The 25,696-nt window shown below is 38.0% G+C and carries 21 protein-coding genes; 4 read left to right on the top strand and 17 right to left on the bottom strand.

Annotated elements, in window-relative coordinates; genetic code table 11:
- Window positions 1-101: 101 nt before the first annotated feature.
- Both accA and EHE21_RS09265 read left to right on the top strand, forming a co-directional pair.
- Entirely contained in the window at window positions 102-1,064 is a 963-nt protein-coding gene (accA, locus tag EHE21_RS09270; RefSeq protein ID WP_088495584.1) for an acetyl-CoA carboxylase carboxyl transferase subunit alpha, read from the top strand.
- A gap of 78 nt (window positions 1,065-1,142) precedes the next feature.
- On the top strand, window positions 1,143-2,030 hold the full coding sequence (locus tag EHE21_RS09265) for a LysR family transcriptional regulator (protein ID WP_194952611.1): 888 nt from the start codon (window positions 1,143-1,145) through the stop codon (window positions 2,028-2,030).
- Between the two features lie 3 nt (window positions 2,031-2,033).
- Here the strand turns inward: EHE21_RS09265 and EHE21_RS09260 are convergent, their stop codons facing one another.
- Window positions 2,034-3,536 carry an MFS transporter gene (locus EHE21_RS09260; protein ID WP_194952506.1) on the bottom strand — a complete coding sequence of 501 codons (1,503 nt, stop codon included), beginning with the start codon at window positions 3,534-3,536 and terminating at the stop codon, window positions 2,034-2,036.
- A 152-nt stretch (window positions 3,537-3,688) separates the two neighbouring features.
- Between EHE21_RS09260 and EHE21_RS09255 the strand changes: the two genes are divergently transcribed.
- Window positions 3,689-4,285: a TetR/AcrR family transcriptional regulator gene (locus EHE21_RS09255; RefSeq protein ID WP_102949508.1), complete on the top strand. Its 597-nt coding sequence runs from the start codon at window positions 3,689-3,691 to the stop codon at window positions 4,283-4,285.
- A gap of 95 nt (window positions 4,286-4,380) precedes the next feature.
- Here the strand turns inward: EHE21_RS09255 and EHE21_RS09250 are convergent, their stop codons facing one another.
- Together EHE21_RS09250 and EHE21_RS09245 are read right to left on the bottom strand one after the other, a co-directional pair.
- On the bottom strand, window positions 4,381-4,659 hold the full coding sequence (locus tag EHE21_RS09250) for an MFS transporter (protein WP_194952505.1): 279 nt from the start codon (window positions 4,657-4,659) through the stop codon (window positions 4,381-4,383).
- A gap of 157 nt (window positions 4,660-4,816) precedes the next feature.
- Window positions 4,817-5,407, bottom strand: coding sequence for a TetR/AcrR family transcriptional regulator (locus tag EHE21_RS09245; RefSeq protein WP_194952504.1), 591 nt, complete (start codon window positions 5,405-5,407; stop codon window positions 4,817-4,819).
- A 141-nt stretch (window positions 5,408-5,548) separates the two neighbouring features.
- On the opposite strand from EHE21_RS09245, the gene EHE21_RS09240 reads away from it, so the two are divergent.
- On the top strand, window positions 5,549-6,766 hold the full coding sequence (locus tag EHE21_RS09240) for an MFS transporter (protein ID WP_194952503.1): 1,218 nt from the start codon (window positions 5,549-5,551) through the stop codon (window positions 6,764-6,766).
- A gap of 64 nt (window positions 6,767-6,830) precedes the next feature.
- Here EHE21_RS09240 and fhuB read toward each other — a convergent pair whose 3' ends face one another.
- The 14 genes from fhuB to EHE21_RS09170 form a co-directional block, all read right to left on the bottom strand.
- Window positions 6,831-8,798 carry a Fe(3+)-hydroxamate ABC transporter permease FhuB gene (fhuB, locus tag EHE21_RS09235; protein WP_194952502.1) on the bottom strand — a complete coding sequence of 656 codons (1,968 nt, stop codon included), beginning with the start codon at window positions 8,796-8,798 and terminating at the stop codon, window positions 6,831-6,833.
- Complete coding sequence (locus EHE21_RS09230; protein WP_194952501.1) at window positions 8,788-9,696, bottom strand: iron-siderophore ABC transporter substrate-binding protein; 909 nt, start codon at window positions 9,694-9,696, stop codon at window positions 8,788-8,790. The genes fhuB and EHE21_RS09230 overlap by 11 nt, the downstream gene beginning before the upstream one ends.
- Complete coding sequence (locus EHE21_RS09225) at window positions 9,687-10,469, bottom strand: ABC transporter ATP-binding protein (protein WP_098942867.1); 783 nt, start codon at window positions 10,467-10,469, stop codon at window positions 9,687-9,689. The genes EHE21_RS09230 and EHE21_RS09225 overlap by 10 nt, the downstream gene beginning before the upstream one ends.
- Before the next feature lie 74 nt (window positions 10,470-10,543).
- Entirely contained in the window at window positions 10,544-12,628 is a 2,085-nt protein-coding gene (locus EHE21_RS09220) for a TonB-dependent siderophore receptor (protein WP_194952500.1), read from the bottom strand.
- Between the two features lie 111 nt (window positions 12,629-12,739).
- Window positions 12,740-13,861, bottom strand: coding sequence for a hypothetical protein (locus tag EHE21_RS09215; RefSeq protein ID WP_194952499.1), 1,122 nt, complete (start codon window positions 13,859-13,861; stop codon window positions 12,740-12,742).
- Window positions 13,862-13,863: 2 nt separating this feature from the next.
- Window positions 13,864-15,018 (bottom strand): ABC transporter substrate-binding protein, encoded by a 1,155-nt coding sequence (locus EHE21_RS09210; protein ID WP_194952498.1) that lies wholly within the window; start codon window positions 15,016-15,018, stop codon window positions 13,864-13,866.
- A 9-nt stretch (window positions 15,019-15,027) separates the two neighbouring features.
- Window positions 15,028-17,217 (bottom strand): TonB-dependent siderophore receptor, encoded by a 2,190-nt coding sequence (locus EHE21_RS09205; protein WP_194952497.1) that lies wholly within the window; start codon window positions 17,215-17,217, stop codon window positions 15,028-15,030.
- Window positions 17,218-17,460: 243 nt separating this feature from the next.
- Window positions 17,461-19,059, bottom strand: coding sequence for an ABC-F family ATPase (locus EHE21_RS09200; RefSeq protein ID WP_088495593.1), 1,599 nt, complete (start codon window positions 19,057-19,059; stop codon window positions 17,461-17,463).
- Between the two features lie 228 nt (window positions 19,060-19,287).
- Complete coding sequence (locus EHE21_RS09195; protein WP_194952496.1) at window positions 19,288-19,914, bottom strand: NAD(P)H-binding protein; 627 nt, start codon at window positions 19,912-19,914, stop codon at window positions 19,288-19,290.
- A gap of 6 nt (window positions 19,915-19,920) precedes the next feature.
- Entirely contained in the window at window positions 19,921-20,409 is a 489-nt protein-coding gene (gene hutX, locus EHE21_RS09190; protein ID WP_412178804.1) for a heme utilization cystosolic carrier protein HutX, read from the bottom strand.
- Between the two features lie 42 nt (window positions 20,410-20,451).
- Window positions 20,452-21,798, bottom strand: a complete 1,347-nt coding sequence (hutW, locus tag EHE21_RS09185; protein ID WP_194952495.1) for a heme anaerobic degradation radical SAM methyltransferase ChuW/HutW — start codon at window positions 21,796-21,798, stop codon at window positions 20,452-20,454.
- Between the two features lie 17 nt (window positions 21,799-21,815).
- Window positions 21,816-22,691, bottom strand: coding sequence for a heme/hemin ABC transporter substrate-binding protein (locus EHE21_RS09180; RefSeq protein WP_228766759.1), 876 nt, complete (start codon window positions 22,689-22,691; stop codon window positions 21,816-21,818).
- 2 nt (window positions 22,692-22,693) lie between these two features.
- Window positions 22,694-24,832: a TonB-dependent receptor plug domain-containing protein gene (locus tag EHE21_RS09175; RefSeq protein ID WP_194952493.1), complete on the bottom strand. Its 2,139-nt coding sequence runs from the start codon at window positions 24,830-24,832 to the stop codon at window positions 22,694-22,696.
- A 284-nt stretch (window positions 24,833-25,116) separates the two neighbouring features.
- Entirely contained in the window at window positions 25,117-25,599 is a 483-nt protein-coding gene (locus tag EHE21_RS09170) for a MarR family winged helix-turn-helix transcriptional regulator (RefSeq protein WP_088495599.1), read from the bottom strand.
- Window positions 25,600-25,696: the final 97 nt, after the last annotated feature.

Below are 25,696 nucleotides of genomic sequence, written 5' to 3'. Positions count from 1 at the left end.
TGATAATAGTGTTTATCAAATTTATCTCTATCACCACCTTCTTATTTTTTCTAGACTGAATCAATAACTGTTTTATTTACTGCACTAAATCTGAGGTCGTTATGTCTTTTATTCATCTTGAATTTGAAAAACCTATTGTTGAATTAGACGAAAAAATAGATGCATTGCTTACCTTTAAGCAATCTCAAGATGAACCAACAGGTATTAATTTAGATGAAGAGATTGCACGTTTAAGGCAGAAAAGCCTTTCGCTGACAAAATCTATTTTTACTGATTTAGGTGCTTGGGAAATTGTGCAACTCGCTCGTCATCCTATGCGCCCATATACCCTTGACTATCTTAAAGCGATTTTTACTGATTTTCAGGAATTAGCGGGGGATAGAGCTTATGCCGATGATAAAGCGATTGTTGCAGGTTTAGCGCGTTTAGACAAAATGCCAGTCATGGTGATTGGGCAACAAAAAGGCCGTGATACAAAAGAGAAAATTCTTCGCAATTTTGGTATGCCATCACCAGAAGGTTACAGAAAAGCATTACGTTTAATGAAAATGGCAGAGCGCTTTCATCTACCTGTCATTATTTTTATTGATTCTGCGGGCGCTTATCCTGGTGTCGGCGCTGAAGAGCGCGGACAAGCAGAAGCTATTGCTCGTAACATTCTTGAAATGTCACGATTAAAAACACCGATTATTTGCACTATTACGGGTGAAGGATTCTCTGGCGGTGCGTTAGCAATTGGTGTTGGTGATAAAGTTAATATGTTGCAATACAGTACTTATGCGGCAATTTCACCAGAAGGGTGTGCTTCTATTTTATGGAAAAGTTCTGATAAAGCGCCAATTGCGGCAGAGACTATGGGAATGACTGCACCTAAATTACAAGCATTAGGTATTATCGACGCCATTATTCCCGAACCATTAGGTGGAGCCCATCGTGATCACCAACAAGCTGCAGAATTTCTTAAGCAACAGTTATTAACTGATTTAGCATTATTAAAAAGCTACTCAACCGAAGAACTTTTAGATAAACGTTATCAAAAACTCATGTCTCATGGTTACTGTTAATTATTAACGAGAGAAAAGAGAATGAATGATACACTGCCTATCTTGAATAATAGAAATACAGTAGGCAGTGAATTATTTATGCAAATTGATCTTAATTTATTACGTATTTTTTCTGCCGTAGCAGAGCAAGGGCAATTTGCAGCCGCGGCTCGGCTATTATCTATGCCTACCTCAAATATCAGTCGAGCAATTAAACAACTTGAACAGCAGCTCAACTGTAAACTTATTGACAGAACAACTCGAAAGATGCGCCTTACTGAACAAGGCAAAACACTCTATCAGCAAGGAAATAAAACCTTAACCGAGTTGGATAATGTTGTCAGCAATATCACCAGTGATGGGCCATTAACGGGCAATTTTCGTTTAACTATTCCGAGTGAATATGGTAGTGAGCTACTTGGTGATATTTTGGCCGATTTTGCTGTACTTCATCCTAATTTACTTATTCAATGTGATACCCAATTAATGCCAAGAAATATCATCGATGATGATATTGATTTGCTATTAACTTTTCATCGTGGAAATTTAGCAGATAGTAGTTATCACTCTCGCTTAATTAAATCATGGCGCAGTATTGTCGTGGCATCTAATGAATTATTAGAAAAAACAGGAATACCCACATATATTGAACAATTAAGTAAATTGCCTTGTATTTCTAGTTTAAGTGCATTAGAAGGGCAACCTTGGATATTTATGGATGAAGATAAAAAACCAATCAGAATAACCATTAATAGCAATTACCGAGTAAACAGCGCCATATTGGCAAAATCTGCGGTATTAAAAGGATTGGGATTTGCTATTTTAGCTGAACATTGCTGTCTTGATATGATTGAAGCGGGAAAATTACGGGCTATTGAATTTCCTCAACAACCCGCAACAATTAATTTAGTGGCAATATATGCAACTCGTAGCTCACTTTCACGTAATATTGAATCTTTTCTTGAGTTTCTAGCTCAGCGTTTATAAATATTAATCTGTGATCTGTTGAGTAAGTGCATTATGTTTTGCTTTAACAGGAAAGAGCACAATAAATAGTGTCACAAAACATGAGATCCCCGCAGTTGCAATCGCGTAAGCAAATCCCGAATTAAATGCCTCAGGTAACAAAGTGACAAATCCTTTGTCTAAATTATTTGTCGTATTTTCAGTCACTAAACTGACAATATCGATATAGTTTACAGATATTCCCAATACCTGACTTTGAATAACCATATAATGGATTGCTTGTTGCACCATCAATGTACCTAATAAAGCAATTCCCATTGTCATACCAGTTTGTCTTAATGCATTCATGGTTGCCGACGCCATACCAGAACGAGAAGATGGCACACTTTTCATCACTAAAGCACCTATTGCTGGCGTTGATAACCCCATTCCTGCGCCTAATACAAAGAGGTAACTTCCTGTTATTCCATAGTGGCTATCTGTTGCTAATGTCGCTAATAGACAAGAAGAAATCGCGATAAATAAAAAACCACAGATCATCAATTTTCTAACTGAGAAATAAGAAGAGAGTCGCCCAAAAGACATGGAAAATAGTGCCATTGCAATAAATTCTGGTGCCATTCTCCAACCTGTTTCTAATGCACTCCAGCCTTGTGCTTTTTGCAGAAAGAAAGCGATAAAAAAGACATTACTATATGTGGCAAAACCCAAGGTAAAAGAAGAAAGATTATATTGAAAGAACGTGCGATCTTTAAATAAAGCCAGTGGTAATAATGGACGTTCAACACGTTTTTCTATCATTAAGAAAAGGGTAAAAAATATAACACCCGCAATCAGTGTTGATACCGTTCTATAATGTGTCCAACCCACAGAGCCAGCTTCAATTAAGCCATAAGTCAGCAATCCTAATCCCAACATACTGGTTAATTGACCGAAGGGATCTAAAGCAACATTTTCAGGATCGGCACTTTCACTTAATCCATACCAACCTAATAAAACAGTAATAATCCCAATAGGAATATTAATAAGAAATATACTCGCCCAACCACTCGCATGAACTAAAACACCACCCAAAATAGGGCCAATGATAAGTGATAACGCACTAACTGAAGACCAAATTCCGATGATACGAACTCTTTCAATATCAATAGGAAAAGCATGAGTAATTAAAGATAATGCGCCCGGAATAAGTGCAGCCGCGGCAATACCTTGAATAATACGTCCAAGAATTAATATTTCATGTTGCTGTGCAATCGCACAAATTACTGAACCTAACGTGAAAATAATCACGCCCCATAGCCACACTTTTTTTCGTCCAAAGCGATCACTTAAAGGACCAGATGACAAAATACAGGCTGATAGACAAAGCGCATAAGCATCAACAATCCACTGCAAGGTTGCCATATCAGCATGAATATCATTTTGAATGGTTGGTAGAGCCACATTGACGATACTAATATCAAGAGTTGCCATAAAAGTGCCTAAACAAATGGCACAGATAAGTGACAGTCGTTTTAAATAAGTCATAAGCTTTATTGCCTTAATGATGAATAATACTGGCATAATAATACTCGACTGACCGTCGGTCAATGGTTATTGATAATGAGTTTCATTTATCATCATTGTGAGTCGCTTTAATATAGAGTACTCTTTACACGCGACTTTGAGGGAGATAAGCAATGTCATTAGAAGAACAAACAACAGATAAACCGAGAACAAAACCCGCAGAGGTTCGTTTAGAAGAGTTAATGAATGCCGCAGAAACGTTATTTCTTGATAAAGGTTTTGATGCCACAACCGTTAGCGATATTGTAAAAAAAGCAGGGGTAGCGAAAGGGACGTACTATCACTATTTTTCTGCTAAAACAGATGTTCTTGATGCGCTTAGAACACGTTATATGGATTGGTATTTAAATAAAATAGATAACGCAATGAATGCCTGCTCACAACAAGATCACCGTGAAAAATTAAAACAATGGTGTGAAATCAGCGTTATTGCTTATGTTGAAAAACAAGAATTACACGATATGCTTTTTCATCAAGTTTTTCATCAAAGCAGTAATATTCATGAAAATAGAGCATTACAGCAAATTCAATCACTGTTAATTTCAGGTACGGAAAATAAAACCTGGCACGTTACACAACCAGAATTAACCAGTACATTGATTTATCATGGTATGCATGCCGCTGTTGATAATTTAGGTCATAGCGATGAATATACTGCAAAAACATTAGGTAATATGCTATATCAGCAATTTACTCAGTTACTAAAATAGACTAAAGCTTATCGTGACAGTGTCACATTATTGTGTATCTAAAAGAGAAAAGGGTAATAATTATTACCCTTTTATTTATGGCAAACTTGAGTTTGTTATTTAGCTGAATACTTCGTGTATTTCGATGCAAAAACACATAATAAAGCGGATGCAATAAACAATACAGCAATAAGTAATACTGAGTTTAATCCATAATTATCAACGCTTAAGCCACCTAAATAAGCGCCTAACGCAATAGCTAAATTAAAAATTGCAATGTAAGCAGAACTTCCTAATTCAATTCCTTTAGGAACTGCTGTCATGATCCATGTCATCAGTGCGACTGAAACACCGCCATACATTAATCCCCAAATTAACATAACAACAATCGCCATTATTGGAGATGATACCCAAAACAGAAAACCTAAAAAGACGCTTAATATGCCAATAATAATCACTGAAACTGCAATATTGAGCCTTTTTGCTGATTGAATACCAAAGATAAAATAGACACTAGCGAGGGTTATCTCCGTGAACCTCGCTATATTTTATTTATTTTGCAGAAATTCGTAGGCTATTTAATAAAGTATCTAATGTTGATTTAGCTTGTTCTAGCTGTGCCTGACCATCAAGACTATTTGCTATCCATAAAGCAGTGGCTTCTAAACTGCCATAAATAAATAGAGCCAACATTTTTGAGTCAGTCTTTACAAGTACTTTATTCTCGATAAGTTTATCAATCATATTGCTCATAGATATTACACAATGTGTTGGTAATTCAGTCAGCTTATCACTTAATACAGCACGTGAATCTCGCATAATAATACGTTGAATTTCAGGCTCTAAAGCCATTTCTAAATAAGTATGACAACGCATTGAAAATGCCAACCAAGGATCATTAATCGTATCGGAAATAGCCTGCAAACGCACATCCATCTCTGCATCTATTTGTGCAACAACAGCCGATAACAATCCTTTTTTGTCACCAAAATGGTGGTATAACGCGCCTCGAGTTAATCCCGCTTGCGCAGTTAAATCATCCATCGATGCGTCTGCATAACCTTGTTCACAAAAGACTTTTCTTGCCGTTTCTAGCAATAACAGCCGTGTTTCTTCCATTTCAGCACGAGTACGTCTAGCCATTTCATCTCCTTTTTCAAAATATACATACGTATTGTTTGTATATTTACATTCAGTTCGTATGTATATATGATTTATACATACGAGATGTATGTATTATCTTTAACCCTCGCTAAAATGGCAAGGGTAAACATAAGGAAAACTATGATAAGCACTTATCGAACCCTATTTAGCTATAAAGGCACGCTATCTTTTACCTTAGCGGGAATGGTTGCACGATTACCACTACCGATGATGGGTATTGGTATCATCATGATGATTTCACAACTTACAGGCAGCTATGCATTAGCGGGAACAATTTCTGCTAATTTTGTATTTACCTACGCGGTGTTATCACCTCAAATATCACGCCTAGTTGATACTTATGGGCAATATCGAGTTTTACCTTTATTCACATTAATTAGTGTTATTGGAATAGGGGGAATGCTATTAGCAACATGGTTACAATGGCATATTAGTTTATTATTTATTTTTGCAATATTAACTGGCTTTATGCCATGTATTTCAGCGATGATCAGAGCGAGATGGACCGCAATTTACAAAGAAGATAGTCGCTTACAAACAGCTTATTCATTAGAAAGTGTATTTGATGAAGTCACATTTATTCTTGGTCCACCCATTTCTGTCACATTAAGTGTCGCTTTTTTCCCACAAGCAGGGTTATTAATGGCTGCTGTTTTTCTTATTATTGGTGTTTTCTTACTTGTTTTACAACGCAATACAGAGCCTGCAATAACACTGATATCATCAGAATTAACACCTTATAAAACACAATCTGTGATCCGTTTTTCTCTCGTAAAAATCTTAACTGTTATTATGATTTTTATGGGTGTTATTGTAGGTACTATTGATATTTTTAGTGTGGCTTTTGCCAATGCCCAAAAAATACCCGCAGGTGCAAGCCTTGTATTATCAGCCTATGCAATTGGCTCTTGTTTTGCCGGTTTATTCTTTGGCACGTTAAAATTATCCATACCGTTGCACCGTTTATTATGCCTAGGTGGCATCGCGACATTCCTCACTATTTTTCCTCTTGTTTTTGTAGGCTCTATTTACAGCTTAAGTTTAGTCGTATTAATTTCAGGGATCTTCTTCGCGCCTATGATAATCGTGACAATGTCACTTATTGAAAAGAGTGTACCCGAAAATCAGCTTACAGAGGGAATGACATGGTTACTTGCAGGATTAAATGTAGGTACAGCAATTGGTGCAACATTAACAGGGCAACTTGTTGATTATTCTGGTGTTCAATCTGGCGTATGGATTGCGATTGGAGCGAGTGCTTTAGTGATGTTAATTGCATTTTTAGGTTTTCAACGTATTAATCATAAAAGCAATAAAAACAGTAAAAACTATGCGTAATTAATAACGATCAAAGCCTAAGAATATCAGCAAAAATTAGTGCCGATATCTTAGGCTTTTCAAATCAGCGACTGCGATTTAACAGCATTAAGCAAAGGAAATAGCTACCGCCTAAAATCGCCACTAAAGTTCCTGCCGCAATTTGTGCAGGATAAATAAATATTTGTCCAAGCCAATCAGCCCAAACCATTAAGGTTCCACCAATTAACCCCGAAACAATTAATTGCGATTTGATTTTTTGAGCGCCAAGTAATACCGCCATATGAGGAGCGACTAAGCCAATAAAGGCAATAGGGCCGACGGTTGAAGTTACTAAGGCACATAACAACGATACAATGATTAATAAAATAATACTGGCACGCTCTGTATGTAATCCACGAGCTGAAGCAAAATCCCGACCAATTGATATTAAAGCAAGCCAGCGCGTTAATAAAAAAACACTTCCCACAATCAATGTGACCGCGAATGCAAAATAGAGAGCCTGTTCACTGTTAACCCGATAAGTCGAACCAGATAACCACAACAGTATTTTATAGCTACTTAAAGAGCCTTTAGCTAAGAAAAATTGAATAAAGGCTTCTAAACTCGCGGTTAACGCAATACCCGTTAATATTAAGCTAGCGGGTGCATATTGGTGCCTTCGACCTAAGATTAATAAAGTAATCATAACAACACAGCTGCCTAATAGAGCAACTCCCCACTGTGATGTTTGTAATACACTCCCTAAAATTAAGCTTGAAAAAACCAATGCGAAAGTAGCACCTGATGAAACACCTAAAATATCTGGGCTAGCTAATGGGTTATAAATTAAACGTTGTAAAATAACACCTGCAATAGCTAGCGCAATACCTGCGAATAATGCAGCCAATAAACGTGGCGATCGTAATGCCCATTGATAAACAGAAGGCATTTCCCAGAACCATTGTTGTTCATTAATATGAATGAACAGAGTAAGGGCTAATCCGAGTATTAATAATACAAATATTCCTATCACGGTATATTTTGATACTGTTTTAGCCTGAGAATTAATTGAAATCGAAAGTTGATCTTGAGCCCGCATTTTTTTACGACTAAACCAAATTAATGCAGGTGCGCCAATTGCAGCAGCGGTAACACCACTTGGAATAACGGTATTAAGCCACTGACCAATCCATATCGCCAAGCTATCCGTAATAAGCAATAAACATATTCCCATTAGGCCACTTGCAATAAGCTCTTGGCGAGCAGTTCTTGCGCCTAATGTTCTAACAATATTGGGTGCAAGTAATCCGATAAAACTAATCACCCCAACAACGGTAATAGAGACAGAAACTAACCAAGTACTTAATATAATAAAAAAGGCAAACGCAGGTAAAACAGACAGCCCTCGAGCCGTTGCGCCTTCATGACCTAAACGTAATAGTGTGAGAATACGAGGTGCAAAAATAAAAATGAGTAAAATAGGTGCAATTCGAGGCAATAACCAAAAAAAAGTATCCCAACCATCTTGAGCTAAATCTCCGGCTCCCCACATAAATATATTTTGAGCGAATTGAGAATTTAACGTCACTAATGCGGTTGCAATAGCACCTAATAATATATTCACCACCATACCGGAAACAACAAGAGGTAATCCGGTCATATTACGAATGCCAGCAATAATAATCACAAGACCAAACGCAAATAAAGCGCCCATTGTCGCAGCTAATGCACTGTGATCCGCAACCCAATCGGTGAACCAGATATTAACAATAACTAAAGCTAACCAAGCGCCTGATGAAGTTCCTAATGTTAAGGGCGATGTTAGGTTATTTTGCGTTAATTGCTGCATTAAACTACCAACAACCCCGAAGATCCCCCCAATAAGCAGAGTCATTGCTAAACGTGGTAATTGTGCATGAATAAAAAAAACATCAGCAAATGGAGCGTGTATTTCTGAATTTCCCAATAAATACCATTGGCGAGATAATGAAAGAGAATTATCAATTTGTAAGCTGATAATGCTTAATAAGATGATCGCCAAAAAATAGAAAGTATATTGCTTAATTTTCATTATTCGGTGCCATATCTAATAAGCTTTCGGTAATTGCTTCTGCCATTAACGTTAACGATGTTACTCCTCCATAATTCCATACAGGTTTCACTGAATGAAAATGCCCATTCTGAACAAACGGCATTGCTTGCCATAACACAGATTTTTGCAGTTTACTTTCATCGGGGAATGGCAACATATAAAGAACATAGCCTTGTTTAATCTGCTGTAATACATTCATTCTTCGCTGATCAATTCCCCAAGGTTGAGGAGGTAATGATATTGTCGATTTCAATCCCAGTTTATTAACGACATATTCGGTTGTTGAGTTTTCTGTGTATAAAAAGACGGACGTTAACGTAGAAAAACGGATCACTTCTACTTCTGGCAACGTAATAAATGCCTGTTGTAGTTTTTCTTTTAATTGTGCAAAAGTACTTTCCATCTCAGCTAATTTTTGTTGGGCAAGCGTTTCTTTTCCCAAAAGAGCGGCGAGGGTATAAAAATGCGCTAAAGCAACCGGAGCTGCATTATCTTGGCGAGAAAAATTAGGCAAATACACAACAGGAGCAATGGTTTTTAATACAGGCAATAAATCTTGTTGTGAGCTAGATGCTAAAATAAGATCTGGCTTTAACGATGCCATTTTTTCTAAATTAGGCTCTGCCCGCATACCCACTTCCTCAATAGAATTTGGGGCTATAGGGTGAGCTACCCATTGGTTATATCCCGCAATTTCAGTCGCACCAACGGGAATAACATCCAGCGTTAATATTTGTTCCAATAAATCCCAATCTAAAACAATAATCCGTTGCGGTATTTTGTTGTTATTTGGCGCAGCATTAACAATGGGAGTAATAAATAAAATAGTCAGACCAAAAAATAGTGATTTAACTACTTTTTGTAATATTACACGCATACCACCGCCACCTTATGTTGTTGTGAACCTTGATTATCAGGGTGCTCAATCAGCTTTATTGGTGTTTCATAAAGTGCAGAAAGTCGCTCATCATCAAAAAGTAATGATGCTTCACCTTCAAACGCAATTTCACCTTTTTTAAGCGCGATAATATGAGTGGCATAACGCAAGGCGAGGTTAAGATCATGCAAAATAACGATAATACCAACATGCTGAGTTTGGTTTAACTCACTCAACAATTCCATTAGTTGATATTGATGATGTATATCTAGTGCTGATGTTGGTTCATCTAAAATTAAAATAGGTGATTGCTGAGCGAGTAACATTGCAACCCAAGCTCGTTGGCGTTCGCCACCCGATAAATCATCAGCAAGTGTGTCTGCAAAGGGCAGAACTCCTGCTTTTTCCATCGCTATGGTGATAATTTCGTCATCTTTTTTATTCCAACGGCCTAATGTTCCACGCCAAGGAAAGCGTCCTAAACGCACTAATTCTCTGACAGTTAATCCCGCAGAAGCAGGCAGTTTTTGGGGGAGAAAGGCTATCTGTTTAGCCAAATCACGGGGCTTATAATGTGAGATATTGCTGTTATTTAGTGTAATAGATCCACTATCTGGCGCTTGCTGACCGGATAACAAACTGACTAAAGTCGATTTACCTGAGCCATTATGACCAAGCACAATGGTTAATCCTAGATCTGAAATACGCAGTGAGGGAATTGATAGAATAGTACGTCCACCGCGATCCATTTGAATATTTGAGAGTTCAAACATGGTCACTCATTTATAAAATGATATTCCGTCTTTTATTGTGTAGTTAACAATAAAAGACGGAATGATAAAGAAAATTACCAGCGATATTTAGCATTCAATAAAACAGAGCGAGATTGCCCGTAATAACAGTAATAATCACAACCAGAGAGATACTCTTTATCAAGAATATTGTTGATATTTAACTGTAATTGCCACTGTTTATTGAAATTATAGATTGCAGCCATATCCCATAATGTTGCACTAGGTACGGTTAAATCACTGCTCTTAGGATTATCTTTAGATTTACCTAAATAACGCACACCTGTTCCTAACGTTAAATCTTGGGTTCCCGTAATTGGAATAGTGTAACTACCCCAAGCAGATGCAGTATGTTTAGGAATTAAACCGGCTTGTTGTTTACCTTTATTACCCGTGTCATCGGTTTGCATATCGGTATAGGTGTAATTGGCTTTTAACGCTAAACGTTCCGTTAATTGCATTTCACTTGTTACTTCAACACCCTTTGATGTCACTTTACCGGTTTGTGTTGAAACAAAAGTCGTTGGATTTGCAACAAGCGCATTCTTCTGTGTGATATCAAACCAAGCAATATTAAAGTAACCATCCATAAAATCAGGTGTATATTTTATCCCTGCTTCAATTTGGTCACCTTTTAATGGTTTATACAGATCTTTAGTTGCAGGATCGATAGTACTCATCACCTCAAAGGACTCGGAATAACTCACATAAGGAGATAGGCCGTTATCTGCTAGGTACATTAATCCTGCATTGAGGCTAAATTCACTATCAGTGCGTGATTTATCCTCATTTTTTGCTTGTGCTTTATTTTCTGTTTTCACCCAATCTTGACGTACACCCGCCATTGCAACCCAGCGGCCATCAAATTTAGTTTGATACTGTGAGTAAAGGCTATATTGAGTTTTATCAATGGTACGATTGATGTTATCAGCAGGGTTAAGCGGGGTATATTTGCCGTAAATAGGGTTCCACGGATTAATCGTACCAAAGCTGTAATTATCTTGCTCATCACCTTTGGTTTGGTGATATTGCAATTCAGCACCCGCTAATAAGGTATGTTCGAAATTATCCGTATCCCATTCACCAACAACGTTATTATCAAAAGAGATACTTTGGTTTTTACCATCACGGAAAACGATGCCACGACCAAGTTCTGTTGCCGTAACATCTGAATTAGGGAATGCATAGACACTACGCAATAACAGATCGTTATAGCCATAGTTTAAACGTTGAGAAAAACGCCAAACATCGTTGATGTTACTTTCTAATAAATAACCCGCTGAAATTTGAGTACGTTTATATTTATCGTATCCCGGTTCACCTAAGTTAGTTGACGGTTTAATTTTACCAAAAGGAGATGAAATTAATGTACCCGCAGCCGGGAAGAAAGGATTAGTCGGTGTACCATCATCATGCAAGTAGGTCGCCATAAAGGTCAGTGATGTATCGTCAGTTAGATTAATCGCAACACTTGGCGCAAGATAAATCCGCTCGTTATCAGTGTGAGATAACTCCCCATCTGATTTTTTCATTAAGCCAACAAGGCGATAGCGCACACGTTTATCATCTGTTGTACTTGAAACATCAAAGCCTAACCCACGCTGATCATTATTTCCTACCTCAAGAAATACTTCATTTTGAGGTTTAAAGCTGGGTTTCTTTTGTACGACGTTAACCGCACCACCGGGTGTAGACTCACCAAATAATACAGCTGATGCACCTTTTACCACTTCAATCTGTTCAAAACCATAAGGCTCAAGTAGCCATGTGTAATAACCATCACGGAAAAGGCGACTGTTATCTAAATAAGTTGCCGCTTCAAAACCTCGCACACGAAGCCAATCAGTATCGTTATCGGCACCAAAGGGCTGAGAAACAACACCAGAGGTATAACGTAAGGCTTCATCAAGTTTTTGAGGAGCATGTGTTTCGAGATCTTTTTGGGAAATGACAGAAACGGATTTAGGCGTTTCTTGCAAACTGGTATTTACTTTTAGCGCTTGAGCACTAACGACAAGCTTCTCGACTTGTTCCGTTTTTGCTTTTTCTTCTGCAAAAGCCTGTGTAGTCAAAATAAAAGGAAGGGTGGCAGAACAGAGTAATGCCACCGGTTTCAATTTAAATGCATAAAAATTAATCACAATGAGTCACCGAATAATAATGATTACTATTAACGCTATTATTCACATAATGTATACTAAGGTAAATTAATTTATGCAAAAATGTCTATAAATGATAACTTTTTGGGTTAATTAACTGCTTATGTCAACCCAAGATAGGCGTCCACCGACAGAAGTGCTGCGATGTAGTGCATTATGACTTAAACATAAAGTCCGCATTCCTGCGACTTGTTGTGAATACCAAGCTCCACCTCGCATTAAAGAGCGTTGGCCATAATTTCGTAAATAAACCTGATCGTGATCTTGCTGGTTTATTGCTGGATATAATCCTAATGCTTTAAATAACATCGGTACTTCACGATCATCAACAGGCGTTATTGCGTTAAAATCACCATCCATTAGTCCCGCTGGATAACTATTATCTGCGGGTGCGCCGTTATAGTGTTTTATTGACGTTGATAAAATAGGCGTACCTGCATTTCCCTCACAATAATCAGAGGGTGCATCGTATTTTGCGCTATTAATATGATTGATAGGCAATAAGTTACCTGTTGATAATGCTATTGAATGCCATTGCTCCGTTATTGTTGGATCACCACAAAATACAGCGTCATTATCTTTAATTATCTGTATTTCTCCGGCATTTAATTGCATTCCACTTTGCCATTCCCAGAGGTTGCCACATAAATCACTAATGCCAAATAAACTATTATCATGATACCAATTCGGCCACTGTGGTGATGTTATTGTGGTTGGATCACCAGTGATAAAATCAGTGTCGCCAGCATCTTTGCCATCCACTCGATTAGCACATTGCTCAGGATGTAGAAAACTACGCCCATAATCCGTATTTCCATCTTCAACCATATTGTGATGACGACACCACAACATAAGCGCAGCCCATTCCGCATGGGTACTTAAATGAAATCCTTTTCCTGTCTGTTGAGCGCATTGTTGAAAGCTTAACAAATCTAACTGACTGGCTGGTTTTTGATTGGGTAAACTTAATAATTCGCTTTGATGTAATGAAGCGGGATAACACGCATAGAAAAAAGCATCTTTAACTTTTCCATTTACAATAAAAGCAGGGTGAATAGTATTATCAAGACAATCCAATACCTCGTTTAATCGAAAACGGGGCATTACATACATATAATTCGGCTGACCTTTTGCAGAATATAAAATAGTTCTTTTTCCTGCCGATTGTGTCTCAACTTTTATCCGTAAAGGATCAGGTGAATAGATATCAAACATGATTATTCCTTATCTTCATCTAGTAATGTCACCCAATAACCTGTTTCCCATTTTACTGGCAAAAATTGGGTATGGTATTCATGAAAAATAGCGTCCGCATCAAGGTGAGAAAAACGTTCGGGATGTAGCCATTTCGCCATTTGTAAAATAGCAATAAAACCAAAAGGGCTGTCATAAAAAGAGTGCCAAATAGCGTACACTTGTCTGTTTTTAACTGCATCGAGTGTTTTATAAGCAAGGCGTTGCATTAAAATCGCAAGTTGCTGTTTTGCCAACTCTAAATTTGCACCAGGCCCTAAATTAATCCAATCACCAGAAGGGTTATAACCACTCCAATCCGCACCTGTTAAAAAGATTTTATCGGGTTTAGAGTAAATCACGGTTTCTTGATTCAGAAGGCCATAAGTACTTTTTATATATTCCGTTCCTAAGTTTTTACCCCCTGCATTTTGTAGCATTTGTCCCATACTGCCATTGCCATATGAAAGGCAGCATTCTGGTGTAAAGCCTGCAGCTCGTTCAAATAACACATTGGGACGTTTAAATGGCTTTTTTCCTAATTGCTGAGAAATATAACTGAGTTGTTTTTCACGAAATTGGTTCATTGCTTGGCTTTGTTGGAGATTACCAAGCATATTTCCCATAATAGATGTACTAATTGGGGTGTTATTAAGTGGATCAATACTCAAATCAAACACGACGACAGGAATATTGGCTTTCGTTAATAAATCTAGCACACCATTAACACTGATCGCGCGATAAGTCCCAACGGCAACAATAATGACATCAGGTTTTAGCGCGATAAGCTTTTCACTATTAAAGTGTCCACTCGACATAGCCGTAAATTCAGGTAGTGCCAATAATTGCGGAAATGCTCGAGTATATTGATGATACAAGCTTAAATCGGCGGTACGAAAAGCCGAAGGCATTGCGATAAGACGCTCATAAAGAGCGCCTTTATTTAATGAAGCATAAAGTAAAAACAATCCACTATCTGCCACATAAATACGCGTTAATTCTTGTGGTAATGCAATTTCTCTTCCCAGAATATCAACAATTTCCCTCTGTTTTGATTTTGCATAAACAGGAAAAGGGCTCGCTAATAATAAAGAGAATGCACTGGCACCTTTTAGTAATGAACGTCGATAATTATCCATGTTCATTTCCTAAAAATAGTAATTTAATACACCAAGAACCACGCGATCTGTACCAATACTGCAATAAGTTGAACTGGTACAACTCGCAACATAGGATTTATTTGTGATATTACTGACAGTTAATCCTAACTCTAATCCCTGCAATTCACGGTTGATTGACGATAATTGGTAGCGCAAACTCACATCACCTAACCATACTGCGGGTACTTTAAACGTATTTGTATTATCACCGTAAGTTGAACCTAAATAGCGAACACCAGCACCTAATAATGCGCCTTCTAAATAAGGCTGCTGAAAACGGTAATCTATCCATGCAGAACCCGTATGAGTAGGTACTTGAACAGGATGTTTATTTAACGTTGTCGGATCACTAGTCGATGTCACAATATTATGCAGATAGGCATAATTGAGCATCATATTCACTTGTGGTGTTAACGCTAATTTACTTTCGAACTCGAGCCCACGAGAACGAATTTCCCCAGATTGCTGATAATAATCGGGATTTCTCGGATTATGTGTTGTGACATTTTCTTGAGTTAATTGATAAACAGCAACACTAACGAGTTGTGTTAATTCAGGATTTTGATACTTGATACCGGCTTCATACTGTTTTGATTTCATTGGAATAAACGCTTTTCCATCTGCATCTGTACCCAATACAGGATCAAAGCTATCTGATGTACTTATCCAAGGTGAGAATCCATTATTAAATTGGTAACTTAAACCAACACGATGGCTCCATGCCGTATTATGACTTGAATTTGTCATGCCTGAAATTTGATTATGTGTATCTAAATCAGCAGAATCATAACGGCCACTCAACAGTAAATTCCATTGTTGCCAGCGCAAGTGATCTTGCAAATAGTATCCATAGCGATCAAATTGTTGTTTTGTTGAAGTGCGTGAAACAGGATAAGGCTCAAAATCAGGTTTATGATGCGATGCCCAAGGATCAAAACTAACTGTTTGAGAGCCCCACCAATCTTTAGTCATATAGCCATGTTGATAATCAAAACCTGCCATAACCGTATGATTGATATCCCATGTTGCTATTTTCCCTATCAGCTGAGTATCTGTTACCCACGTTTCCGATTTACTCGGTGCTTCTTGATAAACCGCCGTTAACAGGCGATCTCCGGGTAAAAATCCGCGGGTATAATCACGACTAATTTCAGTATCAACCTTCATAAAACGGGTATTTTGTTTAAATTGCCACTGAGGTGTCAGGTCATATTCAAATAATGAAGTGAGAGACTGTTGTTTGCGATGTGAATTATCATGGCTTTGATTATTATAATTTCGATTAGGATCAACTTTACCATTAGGATTCGGTAACAAACCTAAAGCTTGAGCAGGTAACGTATTGTAATAACCTAGACGAGGCTCTTTTTGATATTGACCCAATAGTGTCCAACTCAATGCATCATTCGGTTTCCATGTAATAGCTGGTGAGATAAGAAAACGTGTTTGACGAGAAGAGGGGATTTGAGACTCTTGTTCAAGCGCTAACCCTGAAACACGATATAACCATGTTTCATCCTCATTGATTGCTGATGTAGTATCAAATTTAATACCATGATTTTTATTATTGCCCGCTTGTAATTGCACTTGGTGTTGCGCTTCTGCGGAAGGGCGACGCGATATCATATTAATCACGCCACCTGCACCACCTTGCCCATATAATGCAGATGCAGGACCATGTACAGCTTCTAAACTTTCTAAACTCCAACTATCAACTTGAGGTGCCCAAATACCACTATTACCTAGCATTCTTAATCCATCTAGATAGTAGTCTGCATCAAATCCGCGCATTTTCGAGTAATCAATACCGCTACCAAAAGCACCAAATTTTTCACTCACAACGCCTGAACTATAACGCAGTGCCTGACTAATAGATTCAGAGGGTAAGTTATCTAATTGAGCGCGATTAACAACAGAAACCATTTGTGGTGCTTCTAATAAAGTGGCATCACTTTTAGTCGCTGTTGTCTGTTTTTTCGCAATATAACCATAAGGTTGTGTATCAGACTGAGTGTTTTGCGCTGAAGTAATAATTATTTTTTCAATATTTTCTGAAGCAAAAGAGGGCGATACTGCGCTTAATGAAATTAATGTAGGAAAAACAAAAGAGTAGCCACATTTCCAATAATTTTTTAATTGCTTATTTGGATAATGTGTCGATTGAAGTAATAGCAACATAATGATCCCAAAAATGAAAATAAACCATGATTGACTCGTGGTCGGTAACATACACCAACGACCGACTGTCAGTCAATATAAATGATAATCATTTTTATTTGTATTGAGATAAAAAATAGAATAAGTCATAAATGCAATAAAAATAGGAGGGCGAAATTATCGGGTTCTTTTGCTCACAATAAAAAAGGCTCGATAAATAATATCGAGCCTTTAACTGTTTATTACTCTAATTTGGTTATGAAATTAAAGTGTGACACCTTTCTTCGCGAGGAACTCATCATAAGTTCCTTGGAAATTAGTCACTTTTTCAGGTGTTATTTCAATAATACGGTTTGCTAATGAACTTACGAATTCACGGTCATGAGAAACAAAAATCAAAGTACCTTGATAAAGTTCTAATGCCATATTCAGTGATTCGATAGATTCCATATCTAAGTGGTTAGTTGGTTCATCCATAATCAGAATGTTTGGTTTTTGCATCATTAGCTTACCAAATAACATTCTACCTTTTTCACCACCCGATAAAACTTGAACAGATTTTTTCAAATCATCTTGAGAGAACAGTAAACGACCTAATACGCTACGTACAGATTGTTCGTCGTCTTCTGGTTTCATCCATAAACTCATCCAATCAAACACAGTCATATTGACTTCAAAATCAGTTGCATGATCTTGTGCATAATAGCCAATATTTGAGTTTTCAGACCATTTTAAACGACCAGTATCAGGTGTTAATTCACCGACTAATGTTTTGATCATTGTCGATTTACCCACACCGTTATTACCTAAGATGGCAACTTTTTCGCCCACTTCAAGCATCATATTGACGTCTTTAAATAGTGGGGCATTGTCATCATAGCCTTTAGAGATATTTTCCACTTCAAGCGCATTACGGAATAATTTTTTCTCTTGTTCAAAGCGAATGAATGGGTTTTGGCGACTAGATGCTTTAACTTCAGCTAATTGAATTTTCTCAATCTGTTTTGCACGAGAGGTTGCTTGGCGTGATTTAGAAGCATTAGCACTAAAGCGACTTACGAAAGATTGTAATTCACTAATCTGTGCTTTTTTCTTTGCATTATCCGCTAATAAACGCTCACGAGCTTGGGTTGCAGCAAACATATATTCATCATAGTTACCCGGATGAACCGCAAGCGCACCATAGTCTAAGTCAGCCATGTGCGTACATACCATATTGAGGAAGTGACGGTCATGGGAAATAATGATCATGGTACTGTTACGTTCATTTAGCGTTTGCTCAAGCCAACGAATGGTATCAATATCCAAGTTATTCGTTGGTTCATCCAGTAACAGAATATCAGGATCAGCGAACAGGGCTTGTGCAAGTAACACACGTAATTTCCAACCCGGGGCCACTTCACTCATAGGACCATTATGTTGTTCTAATGGAATACCTACGTTTAGCAATAATTCGCCAGCACGAGATTCAACGGTGTAACCGTCCATTTCACCAAATTTCACTTCAAGATCGGCAACACGTAAGCCGTCTTCTTCGCTCATTTCAGGTAAGCTATAGATGCGTTCACGCTCTTGCTTCACTTCCCAAAGTTCAGTGTGACCCATAATCACGGTATCAAGCACAGTAAACTCTTCATAAGCGAACTGGTCTTGTTTTAGTTTACCAAGACGTTCATTAGGATCGAGGAATACGTTGCCGCTACTTGGCACTAAATCGCCACCTAAAATTTTCATAAAGGTTGATTTACCGCTACCGTTGGCACCGATTAAACCATAGCGATTTCCGCCACCGAATTTGACAGAAATGTTTTCAAACAGTGGCTTTGAGCCAAACTGCATAGTGATATTATTGCTGATTAACAAGACGAATACTCATTATTAGTGAATGACAAAAGGTAATGGGGCGGCATTATGCCACAAGTTACCCCTATTAAGACAGTAAAGTGACGAATGTCTGTTAAGGAATTTTAGCTGTAAGAGAAAAACTCATCATATTGTGAGTTTTTGCCCATAACTGAAGTAAGAAAAAAAGAGATAACGCCAATTCGCTATCTCTTTATCGTGAACTTAACTTGAAGCGTAATCTATTTACTACTTGGAAGGTACTAAGCCGGGTTCAACCACAGCATAAACTTGGTCATCTAGAAGATCAGCCTCAAGAAGCTGAGTCACTAAACGCGCAACATCTCGACGATTCACTAAACCATGAGTCTCTTCATATTGATAAAGCTGAGCCTTGCCCGTTTCTTCACCATTAAGTAATCCACCCGGTCTTACTATTGCATAATCAAAACGGCTAGTTTGTAACCACACTTCGGCCAATGATTTTTCTCTTACGGCTTGACCAAATGCCGCTTTGGCTCTGTCAGATAAGGCAACCCAACTATCACCACATCCTAAAGAAGAAACCATTAACATACGTTGAAAACCCATCTTTTCCGCAATATCAATGACGGTTCGATGAGCCAGATAATCATTTTCACCGCCCATTGTGGAAATAATATCTGCATCTTTTCCTGCTAATGTTAAAACAGCTTCAACAGCTTTAGCATCAATCGCATCACCAATAACAGTTTTGATCCCTTTTTCTTCTAAACGATTAGCTGCTTCTTTGGAACGAACTAAAGCCACAATAGGGCGTTGTTGTGCGACGCCAATATCAGCAATATGTGCGCCAACACCTTTACCGCCAGCGCCAAAAATAACCCATGTTTTCACGAGCAATTATTCCTTATTTAATTGTTGTGCTAATTGACGGAAGGCTGATAATTGCTCTGGCAATAATTGACGATGTTCATCTCTGCCAAGGAAAATCTTAAACATTGCAACGCCTTCTTGATTGAAAAATAAGATAGAGGCGGTATCCATACCCATAAATTTACGCTCGATCATTGCAATATATTGGCAATTTTCGGCTTTAATATGGCCTGTCATTCCTTTTTTGCCACGTAAATTAAAATAGCCATGTCGATGAAAACCACTTGGTAATTCACCGCTAAATTCTAAAATAACATCTTGAGTATGCACAAGTGTGGTGACATTACCCCATTTCATCACGTTATCCCACACTGTATCGAATTGCTCACCACTCATTAATGAGCGTGATGGCAAATGTCTCACAACCTCTAACAAGGTTGTATCAAATTGCGTAGCAATAGTTTCTAGCGTTCCATCAGGCTCAGTTATTAAAAATTGTTGTAGCTCTATATTCATGATGTTATTTCCATCTTTTAATTAATATTTAGGGTAATAAAATTAACGAGGTGTATTTAATTGCAAAATTAACTGCTGTAAGGATGTCAGCAAATTACTTGCCCAAAACCGACCTTCATTGGTGAGTTTCATACAAAGAAAATCATCTTCAACAAGGCCTGCTTGATACCATTGATTTAATAAAGGGGAGAGCAGAGTTGCTTGCGGGCTTAATTTAGCTAAATCAACACGCCCGCACTCAATGCCAGCTTGTAATTCATGACGCCAACGAAAACCACTGTCAGTTGTACGACTCATCATCATTAAAGGTTTTTGGCTATCTGTAATTTTTTGATAATAGCTATCCAGTGAACGCTCAATCATCCATGAATAACCATTAACCGAACCACCAGCACCAGAGCCAAAGGCAAGGCAATCCGCACCTTGTTTAATTAATAAATTATAGAGATTACGTTCGCGGGTTGTTCTAGCCCAATGACTATTGCTTATCTGACGCCAACCTACATTCTCCATAAAATCACAGCCTTGAAGATATAGCGCACGCCGTTCTATCGGCGTTGGCACAGTGACTCGCTGATTTTCAACCGCTTTACCTAATGGTGTATTAGGAAGCAAATTCAATGCATACAGATCGACACCATCTAAACCAATATCGTGGGCAATAGTGAGATCTTCTTGCCAATTCACCGCATTTTGCCCCGGTAATCCGAATAACAGATCGCACACCACAGCAGCTCTATCACGTAAGCAGAGTCCTTTCATAAACTTAGCGGCTTCTTCACCCGTTGATGTTCTTGCCATTCGTTTACGAATTTTGCTATTAAAGGTTTGAATACCAATAGAAAAACGGTTTGCACCTGCATCTAAACAAGCATCAATTCGATTATCATCAAAATTTAAAACGCGACCTTCAATCGTAATTTCACAATCGGGTGCTAAAGGAAGTGATTGGCGCAAATGCGTGATCACTCGATAGAGATCTTTTGCCGATAATGCAGAAGGGGTTCCGCCACCAAAGTAAACGGCATGAATGGGTGCAGACTGATAAAGTAAGCTATCTGATTCAGCCGATATCTCACGCAATAATGCGTCGGTATAGCGTGTACAGGCTTCTTCGTGGTAGTTATTTTGATAAAAACCACAAAATGTACAATGAGTTGCACAAAAAGGAATGTGGATATACAACAAACGTTTACATGCAGGTGTTTTACTTTCTAATAAAGCTTGCCATGTTGATTGTTGCTCTTCTTTTGCAATAGGTACAGAGCCTCTCCACGGCATGGTGGCATGTCTATCGCGAAAAGGGCTATCACCCTCAAGTGCAAAATGGGGAGTAAGATCGATTTCAGTTGAAGATTGCGTGCTATGTGTTGCGACTGACTCTTTCATTATTAAATCATTCCTACTTATTTATCATTAACAGGATCAGCGGGATAAAACTGTTGATGCAATAACTCCACGGCATCCACAATACGAGGTCCCATTCCCAAAATAAGGGATTGATCAATTTCAATAATGCGTTGGTTTTTCCATGCTTGAGTCATTGAAACACCGGGCACAGAAGCAAGCCCTTCAGAGGCTCTTAATCCACCGGTTTGGTTTTTCTGACTTTGCGTTGTAATAACAATTAATTCTGGATTGGCAGCAATAATCGCCTCTGCACTATAAATACGATAGTTCTCATGCGTAGCAATATTCTCGCCGCCGGCTAAATGAAGAATGGCATCCGCAACACTGGTTTTTCCCGCAACTTGAGGAATTCCACCACCAGGTGAAAGAAAGAACATCACTTTCACTTTTTGCTTAATTTGACTATTTTTAGCGTTGATCACGGCTAAACGAGATTGAAGAGAACCAATTAATGCTTCTGCTTCCTTTTGTTTATCTAATGAAATCGCTAAGGTACGAATATTTTTAAGCATTAATTCAAATGTGGCGGGTGTTCTTGGTAAGGAAATCACCTTTACATTATGTTGTGCCAGCTGGCGCAGTACCATTTTAGGTTCAGCATCATCCCAAGTTACAAAAGTAGAAGGGCGTAAAGACAAAATGCCTTCTGTACTTAGCTGCTTCCAGTATCCGATATGAGGTAATGCTTGCGTTTGTTCAGGATAAGACGTCGTTTCATCAACACCAACAACCTTATTACCAGCACCTATGGCATAAACTAATTCTGTAATAGAGCCACCGGCAATAACCCAACGGTCACTATCTTCGTTATCTTTTGCTATTAAGTTAAAAGGTAACAATAACAAGCTGAGTACGATCGCTATTTTTTTCATAATTAAAATGCCCATGTCAGACCAACTGCAGCATTAATACCCGTAGCAGGGATAGATTCATGAGCCGTTTGATAACGCTTATTCAAAATATTATTTAAATCAAAGTTGATACGGTATTGATCGTTATTGCCAAATTCTGTACTCAGTGAAAGGTTAACCGTTGTCCAACCAGCATAGTGCTGTTTATTTTCTGGATTACTATGATCTTTCGCTTTTGTTGCCGCTCTTAAATATAAATCTGACATTAAATTCATATTATTGAGCAATAATAAATGTTTAGCACCAAAGCGAGTTGTTAATGTAGGTTCGCCAGTATTCCATGTTTTCAATGTTGAACCTATAAATTGACGACGCATCACATTGGCAGAAACATAAGGTGTAATTGACCAACCTTGGTATTGAGCCATCATTTCCATACCATAGGTTTTAGCGCGATCGATATTGTCATAATAGAAATAATCTGCTCGTCCTGTTTTGCTATTTCCTTCGCAAATCGATTCCCCAGCACAGGCAATAGATGTGATGTAATCTTTGGCTTCAGAATAATAAATCGCACTGTCGATATACCAGTTATTCCCTTTATAGCGCGCACCAAATTCCACATTATTAGAGTGTTCAGCTTCAAGATCGCGATTACCGTAAGTTACCGCACCGCCAGCAGTCGTGTTCATAAATTGCTGAACAAGCGTTGGGAAAACATAACCTTGTGCAAATGCGAGACGTAATTCTGTATCTTTAAATCCAGAATAACGCACATTCGATGACACAATAAAAGCGTTATCTCTTACAGGATCAGAGCCTAATGTCTTATAACTTGTTCCTGTTTTATTGTGATGAACAGTTTCATCACCATCTTGTAATTCTGATTTCAACCAATATTGTCTGGCACCCATTGTCCATGACCAATCCTCTGTTATTTTCCAATCATTTTGGGCAAAAACAGACACGTTCGTTTGCTGACTACGGTTATGTAACAGGGATTGTTTTTCGTAATTTACGGCAGGAGGGAAGCCGGTTGTACTATTTGAAGATGTTTGACCCACAGAGGTTTGTTTTACTTTATCTTGTTGATATTGCGTGCCTAAAATTAATTCATTATTTGCAGGTAACGTAAAGTTTGCCTGCATAGTCATGCCATAAGTATTCTGTGTATCTTCCGATTGGGTTCTATTTTTAACCGTCAAATTACCAATCATTGGGCTACCTGTTGGTGTAACAACGCCCACTCGGTTTTCAAATTTTCGCTCTATACGCTGTGTGTAAGCATCAATATGAAGTTTTTTGAAATAATCAGCATCAACCTCATAGTCATAAAATAAACCGACTTTTTCACGCTCAAGTTTAGGCACTTTAACGCTAAACTCTTGATACTTTCCTTCATCCGCGTAATAAGATTGCGTAGATAAATCATAGCGATCAAGTGAAAGACCAAATTTATGTTTATCCACTTTATAGCCTAACCATGCACCTTGGCCATTATTTCTAAAATGCGTATTAGGTAAACGCCCATCAGGCGTATATCTGTCACCATGATCGGCATAACTTCCATTAAGGCGATATTCAAAATCACCGACAGTACCTGAAATTAACGCAGACTCTCGCCAGCCCATCGTTGCTGAGTCATAAACGACTTTGACATTTCCCCCAAAAGGCTTATCGCCACCTTTTTGAGTAATTAAATTCACTACACCGCCAATAGCTTGTGAGCCATAAAGCACAGAATAGGGGCCTTTAACCACTTCAATGCGCTCTAATGCAGATTCATCTATTAAAATACCAGCACCAAAGTTTTGACCACCTCGTTGATAGGTTACTTCTTGCCCATCAACTAACAAAAGTACGCGTGATGATGCTTCTCCACGAATACGGATCTGTTTACGGCCAGCAAGGCTATTATCCGTGACTTCAACACCGGGGATATCACGTAATTGGTCTGCAATAGAAGAAGATGTTGACTGAGTTAATGTTTCTTTATCGATAACTTGAATGGTAGCAGGGCTATTCCATAACGAAGATGCGCTACGTGTTGTAGTAACAACCAGTGTTTCTTCTTTAGGCGAAACATTATCAGCAATAGCATATTGAGAGAGTGAGAGTGTTAAAGCAGATAATACGAAGCAAGACTTAAATTGAATACACATAATGCGAATCCTAATGAGATCAATAATTATTATCATTCGCTTTATAATTTAAGTTTTGGCATTCATCAACCACAAAATGGTAAATAGAATACATCTTTGATTTAAATCAAAGTAAAAGTGTGATTTCATGCATATTAGCTGCTTAAATAAACAGAAATAACACAAATAGAAGGGTTTTTAAGCAAGTAGTGAAAAAAAGGTAAGTAAAGACACTCGGTTTATATTCTTACCTTCATTATCGAGAGAGTTAGGTTAAATGAAAGAAAATAAAAGCGGATAAAATACTATTCTAATGTGTTAAGAAAAACTTTAAGCAATTGGTTTAATGCTTGTTGTTCTTGTTGTGATAAACCTGAGACTAAACGTTTTTGATTTTCAACGTGTGCTTCTATTACTTGGTTGATTAATTCCAGACCTTCAGGTGTTAGCGAGACTAAAAAACCACGCCCATCTTCTGGATTAACTTTACGAATAACCCAACCGGCTTTTTCTAATTGATCAATACGATTTGTCATCGTGCCTGATGTAACCATCAGTGTTGATAACATCTCACCAGGAGAGAGGGTATAAGGATCTCCTGCACGTCGTAGTGTAGCAAGAACATCAAAACTTGACGTATTTAAGCCAAATTGAGAGAAAACTTTCTCCATTTCGCGCGAAAGATGCAAAGTTATATTCCCCAATCGACCTATTAATCCCATCGGACTAATATCAAGATCAGGGCGCTCACGCTGCCATTGTTTAGTAATTTTATCTATTCTGTCCATGCATTCATAATGTCAATTATTTATCTTGACGTCAAGGTATTATTAATTTATCTTGACCTCAAGATAAATCGGTGTGGTAACAACTAAACGAGTGATT

Source organism: Proteus sp. GOKU, from assembly GCF_015475555.1.
Lineage (GTDB): Bacteria > Pseudomonadota > Gammaproteobacteria > Enterobacterales > Enterobacteriaceae > Proteus > Proteus mirabilis_B.
The sequence above is the reverse complement of the archived record's forward strand: the minus strand, read 5'-3'. Positions and strand labels throughout refer to the sequence as shown.